The 14,733-nt window shown below is 64.6% G+C and carries 14 protein-coding genes and 1 pseudogene; 5 read left to right on the top strand and 10 right to left on the bottom strand.

Going from position 1 to position 14,733, the window contains the following annotated elements; all coding sequences use genetic code 11:
• Positions 1-3: 3 nt before the first annotated feature.
• The 4 genes and pseudogenes from prmA (at position 4) to V6M37_RS04620 (ending at position 2,982) form a co-directional block, all read left to right on the top strand.
• Positions 4-906 carry a 50S ribosomal protein L11 methyltransferase gene (prmA, locus tag V6M37_RS04635; RefSeq protein WP_332671351.1) on the top strand — a complete coding sequence of 301 codons (903 nt, stop codon included), beginning with the start codon at positions 4-6 and terminating at the stop codon, positions 904-906.
• Positions 861-968, top strand: a pseudogene (locus V6M37_RS04630) (MJ0042-type zinc finger domain-containing protein); the annotation flags it as partial. The gene prmA and the pseudogene V6M37_RS04630, both read left to right, overlap by 46 nt.
• Before the next feature lie 363 nt (positions 969-1,331).
• A complete protein-coding gene (locus V6M37_RS04625; protein ID WP_332671370.1) occupies positions 1,332-2,468 on the top strand; it encodes a DUF3426 domain-containing protein in 1,137 nt (378 codons plus the stop codon).
• Between the two features lie 121 nt (positions 2,469-2,589).
• The gene (locus tag V6M37_RS04620) at positions 2,590-2,982 is read left to right on the top strand and encodes a diacylglycerol kinase (protein WP_332671350.1); all 393 of its coding nucleotides are present in this window, start codon (positions 2,590-2,592) and stop codon (positions 2,980-2,982) included.
• Positions 2,983-2,988: 6 nt separating this feature from the next.
• On the opposite strand, the gene V6M37_RS04615 is transcribed toward V6M37_RS04620, so the two are convergent.
• The 3 genes from V6M37_RS04615 to V6M37_RS04605 form a co-directional block, all read right to left on the bottom strand.
• Positions 2,989-3,465: a glycine zipper 2TM domain-containing protein gene (locus tag V6M37_RS04615; protein ID WP_332671349.1), complete on the bottom strand. Its 477-nt coding sequence runs from the start codon at positions 3,463-3,465 to the stop codon at positions 2,989-2,991.
• Positions 3,459-4,394: a carbohydrate kinase family protein gene (locus tag V6M37_RS04610; protein WP_332671348.1), complete on the bottom strand. Its 936-nt coding sequence runs from the start codon at positions 4,392-4,394 to the stop codon at positions 3,459-3,461. Before V6M37_RS04610 ends, V6M37_RS04615 begins: the two co-directional genes overlap by 7 nt.
• Before the next feature lie 94 nt (positions 4,395-4,488).
• Positions 4,489-4,899, bottom strand: a complete 411-nt coding sequence (locus V6M37_RS04605; RefSeq protein ID WP_332671347.1) for an HIT family protein — start codon at positions 4,897-4,899, stop codon at positions 4,489-4,491.
• Between the two features lie 440 nt (positions 4,900-5,339).
• Between V6M37_RS04605 and V6M37_RS04600 the strand changes: the two genes are divergently transcribed.
• The gene (locus V6M37_RS04600) at positions 5,340-6,095 is read left to right on the top strand and encodes a lysophospholipid acyltransferase family protein (protein ID WP_332671346.1); all 756 of its coding nucleotides are present in this window, start codon (positions 5,340-5,342) and stop codon (positions 6,093-6,095) included.
• A gap of 122 nt (positions 6,096-6,217) precedes the next feature.
• On the opposite strand, the gene V6M37_RS04595 is transcribed toward V6M37_RS04600, so the two are convergent.
• The 7 genes from V6M37_RS04595 to V6M37_RS04565 all read right to left on the bottom strand — a co-directional run bounded on the left by V6M37_RS04595 (position 6,218) and on the right by V6M37_RS04565 (position 14,732).
• A complete protein-coding gene (locus tag V6M37_RS04595; protein WP_332671345.1) occupies positions 6,218-7,015 on the bottom strand; it encodes a symmetrical bis(5'-nucleosyl)-tetraphosphatase in 798 nt (265 codons plus the stop codon).
• Positions 7,016-7,181: 166 nt separating this feature from the next.
• Positions 7,182-9,077: a polysaccharide biosynthesis protein gene (locus V6M37_RS04590; RefSeq protein WP_332671344.1), complete on the bottom strand. Its 1,896-nt coding sequence runs from the start codon at positions 9,075-9,077 to the stop codon at positions 7,182-7,184.
• A gap of 183 nt (positions 9,078-9,260) precedes the next feature.
• Positions 9,261-9,857, bottom strand: coding sequence for a sugar transferase (locus V6M37_RS04585; RefSeq protein WP_332671343.1), 597 nt, complete (start codon positions 9,855-9,857; stop codon positions 9,261-9,263).
• Positions 9,858-9,866: 9 nt separating this feature from the next.
• The gene (locus tag V6M37_RS04580; RefSeq protein WP_332671342.1) at positions 9,867-11,030 is read right to left on the bottom strand and encodes a DegT/DnrJ/EryC1/StrS family aminotransferase; all 1,164 of its coding nucleotides are present in this window, start codon (positions 11,028-11,030) and stop codon (positions 9,867-9,869) included.
• A gap of 66 nt (positions 11,031-11,096) precedes the next feature.
• On the bottom strand, positions 11,097-11,723 hold the full coding sequence (locus V6M37_RS04575) for a GNAT family N-acetyltransferase (RefSeq protein WP_332671341.1): 627 nt from the start codon (positions 11,721-11,723) through the stop codon (positions 11,097-11,099).
• Between the two features lie 188 nt (positions 11,724-11,911).
• On the bottom strand, positions 11,912-13,147 hold the full coding sequence (locus V6M37_RS04570; RefSeq protein ID WP_332671340.1) for a glycosyltransferase family 4 protein: 1,236 nt from the start codon (positions 13,145-13,147) through the stop codon (positions 11,912-11,914).
• 94 nt (positions 13,148-13,241) lie between these two features.
• Positions 13,242-14,732, bottom strand: coding sequence for a hypothetical protein (locus V6M37_RS04565; protein ID WP_332671339.1), 1,491 nt, complete (start codon positions 14,730-14,732; stop codon positions 13,242-13,244).
• Position 14,733: the final 1 nt, after the last annotated feature.

Genomic DNA, 14,733 nt, shown 5'->3' with positions numbered 1-14,733 from the left:
ACCATGTGGATATCGGTCATCCTCCAGGCTGAAGCGCAAAAGGCCGAAGCGCTGTCCGAGGCGTTGATGGACGCGGGGGCGCTGTCGATCAGCATCGAGGATGCCGATGCCGGCACGGACGCGGAGAAGCCGCAGTTCGGCGAACCCGGCCATCACCCGGTCGGGCTGTGGGATCACAGCCGGGTCATCGCGCTGTTCGACGCGCAGGCCGATCTCGCCGTCGCGCTCGCACGCGCCGCGGCCGATGCCGGTTTCGACGCCGTGCCGCCGTTCACGCTCGAAGAAGTCGCCGAGCAGAACTGGGTGCAGCTCACGCAGAGCCAGTTCGACCCGATCCGCATCACCGAGCGGATGTGGATCGTGCCGTCGTGGCACACCGCTCCGGATCCCGACGCGATCAACATCGAGCTCGACCCGGGCATGGCGTTCGGCACGGGCTCGCATCCGACGACACGCCTGTGCCTCGAATGGCTGTGCGACGCCGTGCGGCCGGGCGACCTCGTGCTCGACTACGGCTGCGGCTCGGGGATCCTCGGCATCGCCGCGGCACGGCTCGGCGCGGGCGACGTGCTCGGAGTCGACATCGACGACAAGGCGCTCGAAGCGGCGCGCGACAACGCCGAGCGCAACGGCACGACGGTAAGACTGCAGCACTCCCGCGAGCCCGTCGACGCCCGCTTCGACGTCGTCGTCGCCAACATCCTCACGAATCCCCTCTGCGTGCTCGCGCCGCTGCTCGCGGCGCGCATCGCGCCCGGCGGCCGGATCGCGCTGTCGGGGGTGCTCGAAACGCAGACGCAGCAGGTCATCGACGCCTACGCGCCGTTCCTCCGCCTGCATGTCGGCGCGGTGCACGAGGGATGGGCCCGGCTCGAAGGCCTGCGACCGGCGGATACTCCGCAATAATGATGTTCGCCCGCTGCCCGGCCTGCCAGACGGTATTCCGGGTGCGACCCGAACAACTGCGCGCGCACCGCGGAGAAGTGCGCTGCGGGCGCTGCCAAACGCCTTTCAACGCGCTCGAGCATCTGATCGAGGCCGATTCGAGATCGGCCGGCCCTGCGACGCCCGCAATGACGTCGCCCGCGGCGGAGGTGAACGGTCCGGCGGCTGCGGGCAAGGCCTTGCGGACCGCCCCGTCGACGGCCAATGATCTCCCCGGTGACAGCTTCTTCGTTCTCGAAGAACGCCCTTCGGATTCCGTTGGCGCTTCAACGCGACCCGCCCGTCACGTCCCGCCCTTCGGCGCGCCCCCGGGACAGGCGTATCGTGCGGGGGACGAAGCGGCGCCCGCGCCTGTCGACGAAACGCCGCCGCTCGTCGGCAGCGCAATGGATCGAGCTGGCGACGCGCTCGATTTCGAAATCCCGGACAAGCTCCTCGTGCCGCGCAGACCGCTGCGCACGTCCGACCTGCTGCGCCGCGAACCGGTCATCGGCGAACCCGCGATCGAACCGCCGCCGCAAGAACCCACGCCCGCAAAGGCGCCGGCGCCCGGCGCAGGCGAACCCTCGTTTCCCGAGTTCATCGATCTGTCCGACTTCGCGCCGGCCGAGCCGGCAACGCCGGCCGAGCCGGCAACGCCGGCCGGCGTCGACGTTCCCATCGACGAGCTGGCGGATTTCGGGCGTCGAGTGCCGTTCGACGAATGGGCGCAGCGGGTCCGGAGCAAAGGCGGCGACAGGAGCGAACCCGGCACCGGGTTCGCCGGCCCCGCCGACGGCGGCCCATCGGAGCCCGACACCGTCCCGCAGCCCAATTTCCCGCAGGAGCCCGAACCGGCAATTCACGGATCTTCGGAGGAATCCCTGGCCGCGTTTGCCGAACTCTCCGGGCGCGACACCGTCACCCCGGAAACGGACTCCGCGGCGCCCGCGACCGCCGCGGCGAGCGCGCCGCCGGCGAGTCCGATCGCGTCCGACGACGCGCTCGAGACCGCCCGGCTCGACGCGGCTTATGGTTCGCGCCCCGCTTCTGCGGGCAAGCGCTGGCTGCTCGGACTCGGTATCGGCCTCCTGCTCGGGATGCTCGCGGTCCAGGCCGCATACCTTTTTCGCGCCGAAATCACCCGCGAATGGCCGCAACTCCGCCCGGCCTATCTGGCGGCCTGCGAGGTGCTCGGATGTACCGTCCCGCTCCCGCGTGTCGCGGATCTGGTCGGCATCGGCACTTCCGACCTGCAATCGGAACCCGGCCGCCCCGGGCGCTTCATCCTCAACGCAACGGTGCGTAACCGCGCCCCGCACCCGCAGGCCTACCCGCATCTCGAATTGACGCTGACCGACGCGCAGGACCGTCCCGTGATCCGCCGCGTGCTCGAACCGAAGGAGTGGTTGCCGCCGCGCCAGCTCCAACGCTCCGGCATCGAGGACGGCTTCCGCAGCGGAAGCGAGATCGCGGTGAAAGTGCCGTTCGAAGCCGAGGACGTCGCTGCCGTCGGCTATCGGCTCTACGTTTTCTATCCTTGACGGTCGATCGCGCACGATGCCCCCCGACCGCGACATCGGCGACGACCGATCAGGGTACGATTCGCCCGGCCTTCAGAATCCGCCGCTCGGCGGCGCCCACCGACTCTTGCCGGAAAACCCGATGGAACACCGCAGTCCCGAGACTCGAGAAAGCCCGTTCAAAGGGAAAACGGGCCTAATGCGCGTATGGAACGCGTTCCGATATTCGCTCGCCGGCCTGAGCGCCGCGTTCCGGCACGAAGACGCCTTCCGGCAGGAATGCATCCTCGCCGCGATCCTGATCCCGGTCGCCATGCTGCTGCCCGTCGAGGCGGTCGGCAAGGCGATGCTGGTCGGCAGCGTGCTGCTGTTGCTGATCGTCGAACTCGTGAATTCCGCGATCGAGGCCACGGTCGACCGCGTGTCGCTCGAGCGCCACCGTCTCGCGAAACGCGCGAAAGACATCGGCAGCGCGGCGGTGCTGATCGCGCTGTTGAATCTCGTCGCGGTCTGGGGCCTCGTGATTCTGGGCTAGCCGCGCCTAACGCGTCACGCGCGTCGTGCCGCTGTCACGCACCAGCCGGACACGTTCGCCCGGCCGGAAAAGCTCGCCCTCGTCTTCCTGCACGACGGCGAGCACCTGCCCGTTTTCGAGTTGCACCGTGACCTCCACGCCCGGCTTGCGGGTCGTACCTTCCTCGACCGCGGCGCCCGCGAGACCGCCCGCCACAGCGCCGAGCACCGTCGCTATGGCCTGGCCACGGCCACCGCCGACCCCGCTGCCGGCGATCCCGCCGACCACCGCGCCCGCACCCGGGCCGATCGCGGTTTTCGTGCCTTCGAGCTGCACCGGCCGGACCGCCTCCACCGTCCCGTATTGCACGACCATCGTCCGCCGCGCCTCGTCGCGGGAATAGGTTCCGCCGCCGAGTCCCGACGCGCATCCCGTCACCCCGAGCACGGTCGCCAGCGCCATGACGGCGACGGCTGCCTGCACGCCCCCTTTCCTGATCACCATAACGATTCTCCGAATGCCGCCGCGTAGCTGTCGGCGATTTCCGCGCGGGACGGTGCATGGTTCTGGCCGCCGCGGCTCGCGATCTTGATTGACCCCATCAACGACGCGAGCCGCCCGGTGCGCGTCCAGTCGTAGCCGTTCGCGATGCCGTAGAGCAGGCCCGCCCGATGCGCGTCCCCGCAGCCGGTCGGATCGACCAGCGCTTGCGCGGGCACGCACGGAATGTCGATACGCCGTCCCTCGGCATAGAGGTGCGACCCTTCCGGCCCGAGGGTGACGAACAGCGCCTCGACCGCGTCCGCCAACTGGGACAGCGAGCGGCCGGTCCGTTCGCACAGCAGGCGCGCCTCGTAATCGTTGACCGTGCAGTACCGGGCCAGTTTCACGCACTCCAGCAGCTCGCCGCCGGAGAAGAGCGGCATCCCCTGCCCCGGGTCGAACACGAACGGAACTCCCGCGGCGGCGAATTGCGACGCGTGGTTCATCATGCCGTCACGGCCGTCCGGCGAAACGATGCCGAGCTTCACGTCGACCGCATCGTCGACGCGATTGAGATGCGAGTGATTCATCGCGCCCGGGTGGAACGCTGTGATCTGGTTGTCGTCGAGATCCGTCGTGATGAAGGCTTGCGCGGTGAAGGTGTCCGGAACATGACGCACGTGGTCCTGCCGCAGGCCGAGTGTCTGCAGCCGCTCGCGATAGGGCCCGGCGTCATCCCCGACGGTCGCCATGATCAGCGGATCGGCGCCGAGCAGCTTCAGGTTGTATGCGATATTGCCGGCGCAGCCGCCGAACTCGCGCCGCATGTCGGGCACGAGGAAGGAGACGTTCAGGATGTGGATCTGCTCGGGCAGGATGTGCTGCTTGAAACGATCGTGGAACACCATGATCGTGTCGTACGCGACGGAACCGCAGACGAGGATGGACATGAGGCGGCCAGATGACGGGAAAGGCCGACATTATAGGCGCCGCGGCCAGCGGGACGCGCTGCGCAAAGCCGTCGCAGCGCCCCGCAAGCGCCGTTCAGAGCGCGGCGCGCAGCTTCGCCGCCATCTCCTCGAGCGCCTCGCGCGTCGGGTTCTTCGCCGGCCACGCGAGCGCCATGCCGTCGCCTTCCCAGCGCGGCAGCACGTGGATATGGAAGTGGAACACCGTCTGCGCGCCGGCCGGTTCGTTCGCCTGGAACAGCGTGACCCCTTCGCAGCCGCAGGCCTTCTTCACCGCGCGGGCCATCTTCGCCGCAGTGCGCATCGCGGCCCCCGCGAGGTCGTCGTCGAGCTCGTAGATGTTCGCGCGGTGCGGCTTCACGACGACGAGCATGTGGCCCGGATTCACCGATTGCAGATCCATGAAGGCGACCGTCAAATCGTCCTCATACACCTTCGACGCCGGCAACTCGCCTTTCGCAATGCGACAAAACACGCAGTTTTCCATTTCTTCCCTCCTGTTTTCCGGGACCCGATGTCACCGCATCGTAACGACCGCTTCACCATGCCGCAATGCGCCAATCGAAGAATGGCGCCATCGAAAACGGACCGAGGCGAAACGCGATGCATGACCGACGCCAAGGCACCGCCGCGCGGCGAGCTTGTATAATCAGCTCAAGGGTTTGCATGCGTCCTCGCTCGAATACCGGCTATTCCCGTGCAGGCCGCTGCCGCTCGCGCGCCTGCGCGCCGACGCTACCGGCGGACCCGGACTTCAATACGGCCACTACTAATCCTGCTGTCGATGGACAAGGTCGGCGGCGGCTTCGCCCGGCACTTCATGGGACTCATAGACTGAACCTTCCGACCTCGCACGCGCGACGTCGCGCCAGCCTCCTCGTCCGCACGTGGCGCTACCTGCGGCTCGCGCTGCACGTCGCGCAGGGCGTGGCGACGGTCCTCGCCGTCCACCCGCTCACCTCGCCGGCCACGCAACGCCGGCTGCGCCAGTGCTGGTCGCGGCGGCTGCTCGCGTTGCTCGGCGTCGAACTCGACCCGCGCGGCGCGCCCGTCCGGCCCGGCTGCCTCGTCGTTGCGAACCACATCTCGTGGCTCGACATCTTCGTGCTGAACGCGCTCTCGCCGTCGGCTTTCATCTCGAAGGCCGAAGTGCGCGACTGGCCGGTCGTCGGCAGGCTCGCTTCGGCGAGCGAAACCGTATTCCTGCGGCGCGGGAGCCGGGGCCACGCGAAAATCATCAACGGCGAGATCGGCGCGCTGCTCGACGCCGGTCGCAACGTCGCGCTCTTTCCCGAAGGCACGACGACGGACGGGACGCACGTGCTTCATTTCCACGCCGCACTGCTGCAACCGGCGATCGAGTCCGGCCATCCGGTCCAACCGGTGTCGATCTCCTACCGCACGCCGGACGGCAGCCTGAGCGTCGCGCCCGCCTATGTTGGCGACACCAGCCTCGGCCAGTCTCTCGGGGCGATCATCGCCGAGCCGCGGCTCGTTGCCCGAACGCTCACGGCAGCACCTCTCCCGACGACGGAAGGCGTGACGCGGCGCGCGCTCGCCGAGGCCGCACGCGACGTGATCGTACGGGGAATCGCCGACGAGCCGGATCTGGCAAAGGATCGGCGAACCGTCGCGGAGCGCAGCGAGGATTCCGTCTCGGCCGAAAACGCAGTGCGTTCTTGACGGGAAAGGCCGTTCGTCCCTGACGCAGCCTCCCGCGCGGAAGCACGACTTCCACCCACCACGCGTCACACTGCTGTCCGACAGCGGCGAACGGGACAGCCGCCGAAGCCTGCAGCCGCGACCTACCCGAGCACCTGGAACACCTCGCCATCCTCGAGCCGCACCGCGGTGAGCTTGCCGCCCCACACGCAGCCCGAGTCGAGCGCGATCAGGCCCGGCTCCCGATGGAATCCCAGCGCCGACCAGTGGCCGCAAACGATCGTGTGGGTGCGATACAAGCGCTCGGGGACACGGAACCACGGCATCGTTCCCGGCGGAGCGTCGTCGGGAGGCCCCTTCGCACGCAGCGCCATCCGGCCGTCCGGCGTGCAGAAACGCATCCGTGTCAGCGCATTGACAACCACCCGAAGCCGATCCCAGCCCTGCAGATCGTCGGACCAGCGATCGGGGCTGTTGCCGGCGAGGTTGAGGAGCAAACGCTTCGCATCCACCCCCGTCAGCGCCGCCGCGACTTCGGCTGCGAGCGCGTGCGCATTGCTTATCGTCCATTCGGGAAGCAGGCCCGCGTGCACCATCGCGTAATCGCCCTCGACGTGCATCAACGGCTGGCCGGAGAGCCACGCGATCAGTTCGTCACGATCGGGCGCCTCGAACACCTGATACAGCGTATCGCCCTGTTCGCGCCGCTCGTAGCCGGCCGCGCGCATCAGCAGGTAAAGATCGTGGTTGCCGAGGACCACCGTCGCCGCTTCGCCCAGCCCGCGCAGGAAGCGCAGTACATGCACCGATGCGGGGCCGCGGTTGACGAGATCGCCGACGACCCACAGCCGGTCGGCCGCAGGATCGAACTTCACGCGGTCGAGCAGCCGGCGCAGCGGGTCGTAACAGCCCTGGATGTCGCCTATCGCGTATGTCGCCATCGGTGGAAGCGGAAAAGGACGGATTGTAGCCGGCGGCGTGCGTGATCAGCGAGGTCGGGAAATGTCGGATGCGCAAAAGCTGTAACGGTCGGGTCGAAGACGACCGCTGCATGCGCCGTCGCCGGCCGAACAGGATTCTTGTCCTGTCGCAAGGCCCGCCGAACGCTCAGCGGCCCGCCGCCCTCGCCGCCGCAATCGCAGTTCCCGCGCCTTCCACGACTCGCAACGTCGGCCGCGCGGGGGCCGGCGCATATTCCGGCACCCACCGCAGCAGGCCCCTGCGGACCTCGTCATCGGACACCGGCCCCGGCCGCGCGAGCCATGCCTCGAGCTCGGCGAGAAACCCCGCCGCGACCGGACGCGACCGTGCGATGCGCAGCTTCGGATGCGGCGTCTCGCGCGTGACCTCCGAGTCCGCGAGCAGCTCCTCGTACAGCTTCTCGCCCGGCCGAAGCCCGGTGAACTCGATCCGGATCTCCTCTTCCGAGTAGCCGGACAACCGGATCATGTTTCGCGCGAGATCGACGATCTTGACCGGCTCGCCCATGTCGAGCACGAACACCTCGCCCCCCTGCCCCATCGCCGCCGCCTGCAGCACGAGCTGCGCGGCCTCCGGAATCGACATGAAGTAGCGGTTGATGTCGGGGTGCGTCACCGTCACCGGCCCGCCGCGCGCGATCTGCTCCTGGAACTTGGGAATCACGCTGCCGGTGCTGCCGAGCACGTTACCGAAGCGCACCATCGCGAATTGCGTCGCGCCGCCGCCCGAGTGCAGCGCCTCGCACGCCATCTCCGCGAGCCGCTTCGTCGCACCCATGACGTTCGTCGGATTGACCGCCTTGTCGGTCGAGATCAGCACGAAACGCTCCGCGCCGTAGCGCTTCGCGCATTGCGCGACGCGCAACGTCCCGAGCACGTTGTTCCGCACCGCCTGCCACGCGTTGCGCACTTCCATCAGCGGCACGTGCTTGTACGCGGCGGCGTGGAACACGACCTGTGGGCACCACGTCGCGAAGACTTCATCGAGCCAGATCTCGTCCTTGACGTCGCCGGCGAGACAGATGATCTCCACCTCCGGCCGATGCTGCGCGAACCACTGCTCGATCGAATAGAGCGCGAACTCGTTCGCCTCGAACAGCATCAGCCGCTTCGGCGCAAAGCGCGCGAGCTGGCGGCACAGCTCGCTGCCGATGGAACCGCCGGCGCCGGTCACCATCACGGTCTTGCCGGACAACATCGCCCGGACGTGGGCGAAGTCGATGCAAACGGGAGCCCGGCCCAGAAGGTCCTCGATCGCTACCGGCCGCATCGAATTGATAGCCACCCGCCCGCTCATCAGATCTTCAAGGCCCGGCACGGTGAAGACCTGCGCGCCGGCCCGAACCGCCAGATCGGTCGCGCGTCGCAGCACGTCGCTGGCCGCCGACGGCATTGCAAGGATCACGTGTTTCGCGCGGTAATCCTCCAGGACGGCCGGGAGTTCCTCGACGGCGCCGACGACCGGCCGCCCGCAGAGTTCGAGGCCGTGCTTGGAACGGTCGTCATCCACCAATGCCACCACACGCCAGTCTGCACACCGTTCCAGCGCCCGCACGAGCATGAGACCGCCGGATCCTGCCCCGACGACAACGACGGGCCTGCCTTGCGCGATCAGCCCCCCGTAGAGGCGGTGCTCCTTCCACATCCGCCACATCGCCCGGCCACCGCCCATCACGACGAGAAGCAGGATCGGATACAGCAGCATTAGCGAGCGCGGAATCGCCGGAACACTGCGATCGAGCGCCACCAGCGCAATCAGCACCACACCCGACATCGAGACCGCCTTCATCAGCCGCTTCAAGTCGGGCAAACTCGCGAAGACCCACATCCCGCGGTAGAGTCCGGCCCAACGGCAAGCGAAGACCTGGGTGACGAGCAGTACCGTCAGCACCCACGCCGCCTGCCGTTGATACTCGACGGGCCAATCGAAGTTGAAGCGGATCAGCAACCCGCCGACCCACGCCACGACGACGGCGAAACGGTCGAAAAGAAACACCAGCAGGGAATGTAAGGACCTATGCACTGATTCTGCGGGCGGCATCATAAGGCAAAGATTTTTCTGTTCAATAAGTGTCGGCCACGGACGCATCCGAATGAAGGGACACGCTTGTCAGGTTGCATTGAAGCAGGATCGGCGTGGCGGAGCGACTGCAAATACATTCGGTAACACCGCAATGACAAATTTGCGGCTCGATCGTATGCGCCGTTATCGCTTTAGGATCGCGCCGAGCGTCGCGAAGATGATACCTAGATCCCCGAGAAAGCTGTTGTTGTCGACATACTCGACATAGTAGCGCTGCTTGATCGGCAAGACCTCCCTAACATACGCGTCCTCGGGACTGTTCGACCGGGCAAGAATATCGTTCTCGTCCTTGAATCGAATCGATGCCCAATCCGTGACGCCAGGACGAACGGACAGCACCTTTGCCCTCACCTCATCCGGATACAATGCGATATATCGCGGCACCTCTGGACGAGGACCGACTATGCTCATTTTTCCATACAGGACGTCAATTAACTGAGGCAGTTCATCGAGTTTCATCTTCCGCAGGAAATGACCCGCCCGCGTCACCCGGCGGTCCTTGCCAATCGTAATCTGCGGACCTTTCGCCTCGGCATCAACGGTCATCGTACGAAACTTGTGAATGAAGAAGGTCCGGCCGAAACGTCCGACGCGTTCCTGGCGAAAGAACACCGGCCCCTCCGAATCCAGCTTGATCCATGCTGCGATTGCGAGGAGCAGCGGCGAGAGCAGCACCAGACCGATCGCGCAGGACGCAAAATCGAAACAACGCTTTAGCATTGTCAAATCCTAGCGCAAGGATTCCCTGACCGTCCGTACCACGCGCTCGACATCGCCGTCCGTCATCCGCGTATAGAGGGGCAGCGTGGCCGTTCGTTCGAAGACTCGCTGACTTACCGGGAACATGTCCGGCTTCAATTCGTAGCGATCGCGCCAGTAGGGCTGAAGATGGAGTGGAATGTAATGGACGCTCATTCCGATTCCGCGCTCGAACATTCTTTCGATGAAGGCATCGCGACCGCAGGGCGCCCCCTCTCCAAGTTGCACCACGTAGAGGTGCCACGAGTGCAAATCCCCCTCGCGCGGGCCCGGCGGCAATATCAGTGGAAGTCCGGACAGAGTAGCGTTGTATTGCTCCGCAATGTGCTGCCTCCGCGCCTGGAACGCACGCGCTTTTCTCAACTGATGGATGCCGATCGAGGCGGCAATATCGGTCAGGTTGTACTTGAAGCCGGGCGCCACGATCTCGTAGTACCAACTGGGGACGGTCGCCGTAAACCGGTCGAATGCATCGCGGTTGATACCGTGAAGCCGCATCGTTCGCGCCCGCATGGCAATCGCCGGATTGCGAGTGACCAGCATCCCGCCTTCGCCCGTGGTGATCGTCTTGTTGGCGTAGAAACTGAACACCGTCACATCGCTGTCCAGAGTGCCTACAAGCCTTCCGTCAGACGTCGTGGGCAGTGCGTGGGCGGCATCCTCCACGACCTTCAATCCGTGCCGTCGCGCGATGTCGAGAATCACGGACATCTCGGCACTGCGGCCCGCGAAATGGACCGGAATGATGGCTTTCGTCCGCGGTGTGATTGCGCGCTCCACCGCCTCCGGATCGATACAAAGGGTGTCTGCGGAAATATCGACAAAGACAGGATCGGCGCCGAGATAACGAACGACCTCCGCGGTGGCCGTAAAGGTGTGGGTCGTCGTGATGACCTCGTCGCCCGGGCCCACGCCAAGGGCCTCGAGCGACAAATGCAGCCCGGCGGTTGCAGAATTGACCGATATGGCCTCGACTCCACCTCCCAGCCATTGGGCGAAATCGTCCTCGAACTGCTTCGCCTTGGGTCCGGTCGTTACCCATCCCGAGCGAAGCGAAGAGACGACCTCGGCAATCTCCTCTTCCCCGATTTCCGGCAGGGCAAAAGGCAGGAACTGTTCAACTGCGCGATTCATAGGACGATTCCAAATAATCAATCTGGTTTGGAAAGAGGCTCTCGGCGAGGCCGGATTCAGTTTCGATCACAGAACGTATTCATAGTGATTCATGCGCCGCCCCCCCGACCGTTCACTGGTCTTCACGACCCGGAAACCCAGGCTCCGGTAGAAGCGGTTAACTTTCTCGTTCCCCGTGGCGTCCGTGGTCAACTCCACCGCGCCTGCGTGAAAACTGGAACACCTCGTCAAGAACTCGCTGACCAAAGCCTTGCCGCAACCCTGTTTCAGAACGTGAGGCGCGACACCGACCGACGCCAGTTCCACCCGGCTGCAGGCCTCCAGCGACTCGCCGGAGCGCTCGCCGATTTGCTTCATGTTCTCAAGGACACGCAACCACAAGCGCGGCCGCAGCGCCAGATGCAGAACCGCGGCCGCCATCATCCTCTTCCTTCTCGAACCGAGTAACTTGTAGAACATGCTCGGATCATGAAAGCCGGCGACAAACCCGACCACTCTCGCCCGCTCGTCCAACGCGACGAGAAACACCTTACCGGGATAGTCGAGTACTGCCTGATAGTATTCCCGCAGAAAGACGGGCCCGAGCAGGGTCATCAGGAACCCGGGAAACGCCTGACGATGAACCTCGGCGACCTGATCCAGGTCGGTTTGCCTCACATCCCGCAAGGTGGGCGACGCTTCGCGCTTCGTCATATATCAGTCGCCAATCCAAATCCTCAGAAAGTTCTTGCCCGCCCTACGAACGGGGCGGGAGCACTCTTCCACGACAAGCCCCCTTTTCCGGGGTCCTCTCCACAGTCATCGACAAAAAAAGTCTCGTCAAAGAAGACAAGCTCGCACCACGCCATCCACCGGCTCAACGACAGGCACAAGAACGGGGTTCAGGTTCTACCGGCGACGGTTTCGAAAAATTCGATATACCTTCCCGTGACCGTCGCCTTTGCGTAATGCCCTTCAAGGTGTCGCCGGCCGCTTTCCCCGCAGCAATTTCTGCGCGCCGAATCGGTGGCCAAAGATACGATGGCGTCGGCCAGCTTCGTGCCGTCCTCCGCATCGACCACGATCCCGCAGCCTGATCTTCTGACCAACGACGCGGTTTCACTATCGGAGTCGACGGACGCGATCACTGCACGCGCGGCCGCCATGTAGCCGAGTACCTTGCTAGGAACCGACGAACGGCCCTTCCCTTTCAGCAGCGTGACGAGGGAGATATCCGCAGTCGCCTGGACTTCCGCGAGCCGCTCGCGCGGCTGGAACGGGACGAATAAGACATTCCCGAGGCCGTTTTCCTCTACGTACGTTCGCAAACCGGCAACCGCGGGCCCCTCACCGACAAAGACGAAGCGAGCCGCCGGCAGGGTCGTCCCGAGGATGGTTGCGGCTCTCAGCACCACCTCCGCCCCGGAAACCATCCCGATCGTCCCTGCGTACAACACCACGAGGTGGTCGCGAGAGAGTCCAAGCTCGGCGCGAAAAGAATTCATCCTGTCGCCCGGAACTACTTCACTGAGATCGATCCAATTCGGAATTACCGCGACGTCACCGGCGTCCGCCCCCTTGCCGACGCAATGCGCCTTGAACTGCTCGCAGATCACCGCCAATCCGGCGGCAGATCGGTAACCCGTTCGTTCCACCCATCGCAACACTCTTACGAACAGCGGGTTTTTCACCAGGCCCAGTTCGACGGGGACGTCGGGATGAAGATCCTGCACGTTCAGAATCAATTTGGAGCGCTTCAATTTCGCGATAATCGGCAATGTCATCCCGACGGAAAGTGGCTGAAAGACGGCGAATATCAGGTCGCGGCGACCGCCGAACAACAATGCACCGCCCGAAGTAAGCGTAAACGACAGGAACGTCAGAATTCGGCTGAACTTTCCTGGACTCCGCTTCGTATAGAGGTAGGTGCGACAGAGCTTTACGCCGTCGACGACTTCATTCAGGCACAACCGCTTGCGGTAACCGCCGAAAACAACCCCTGATGGATGATTGGGAAAACCCGTTATGACCGTCACGTCATGACCGGCAGCCGTCATCGCTTGCGCCAACTCTCGGATCATATAGCCGATCGGTGCCTGCTCGGGCGGATACCATTGTGATACGAACACCACCTTCATTCCGACCCAAGACCTCAAACGTGAGGCATCTCACTGCCTCTATTCCTGAAATCGCGTCTTTGCAGATCGCGCGCAAAAAGCTGGCCGCAGCGGTCTAGCCCGACGGAGATCTGCGGCAATTGGACTCCGGCCGAACCGCGCGCTGGAGTCGAATCATGAAGTAGGCGACCAGCAGGGCCGGCGCCAGCGCACGAAACATCTGGGACACCTGGTAGATGAGCGAATACTTTAGGGCAATGACACAGGTTGCGAAAACGAACACGTACGCCACATTCCTCAGCAGTCTTGTGCGGCGTCCGAGAGCCCAGCGTGCGAGCAATCCGAAACCCATTCCGGTCAGCAGGCCGCGGACGGCGAGATCGCCCTCTCCACCCCAGATCGCACTGTCCGCGATGGGGCCCATGGTCTGGGGCGGCACGGCTGAGTCCGGGAAGTATTGGCGTGCGTACCAATACTGCGAATTGAACTGGGTGTGCTCGAAGAATGGAACCGCCGTGAAGAAGTCGTTGAAGAGCATCAGCCACTCCCGCTCCGGCAGAGTCCCGTTCGACCGCTCCACGTAGAGATGGAAGCTCGTGTAGAAGACGGCCCCGAACTCCGTCGCGATACTCAACCCTCGCTCCGAGAAATCCCGGAGCGCCGCCTGGATGTCGAATTCGGCCGTCCGGTAGAACTCGACGGCGGTGAACAGGACGAGCAGGACGCCGAGGTAGAGCAGGCCCTGCCGGAACCCTATCCGCGCGACGTTGAAGTGATAGAGGCACGCGACGGCGAGCAGAATCGACAGCGTCTCGATCCGCGAACCCAGAGAGTACGACAGCTCGTAGGCGACGATGAAGAACACGAACAGGACGATCGGAACCCTGAACCGGCGGTAGTCCGAAAACATCAAGGTCAAAGCGACGTAATAGCCCCCGCCTTTCAAAATCAGACACAGAAATGCGAAACGCCTCATCCACGGCGACAAGGCATCGAACCGCGTGTAGTGGCCGTAGTAATCCTCGACCGGGGCGGAAAGCAGACTGATGGCGCCCACGCAGATCAACACCATGGCCACGACTGCCGCGACCACCCAGTTGTCGACTCTGGTCGAACCTACATCCGGAGACGCTTCGCCGTGACCTCCGCGTGCGAGAAGGTATGCCGCCATTACTGTGACGGCAAACAGACAATGGCGCCAAAGATGAGTCCCGAGTTCTTCCGGCCGCGGATTGAGTACCGCAAAGTTCAACGCATCGAAATTCAGCGGAAAGTGGAAGTTCAGGATCAGGAAGTTCAGGGCCGGAATGACCGAATAGGCGACGACGAATCCTGAAAAGATGACTCCGACCTCGCCGAAGATCCCGGATTTCACCCGGCCATCCAGCATCACGCAGAAAAGGAAGAAGGAGAACAGGATCACGAGCGCCGGGACGGCCACGGCCCGCTGGGACTCGGACGACAAGAAAACGGCGACGACGAGAGCCAGGAGAAACGACAGCAGCACGACCGCGATCCGCCCCTCGAGTTCGACGAGGGCTCGTGAGGCCGGAGCGGTAGCCGTCGCGACCTCCACCGCCTCGGGCTTGACTTGCATATCGATCATC

This window comes from Aromatoleum sp., from assembly GCF_036675785.1.
Lineage (GTDB): Bacteria > Pseudomonadota > Gammaproteobacteria > Burkholderiales > Rhodocyclaceae > Aromatoleum.
Note: the sequence above shows the minus strand (reverse complement) of the source record. Positions and strands in the feature narration are given on the sequence as shown.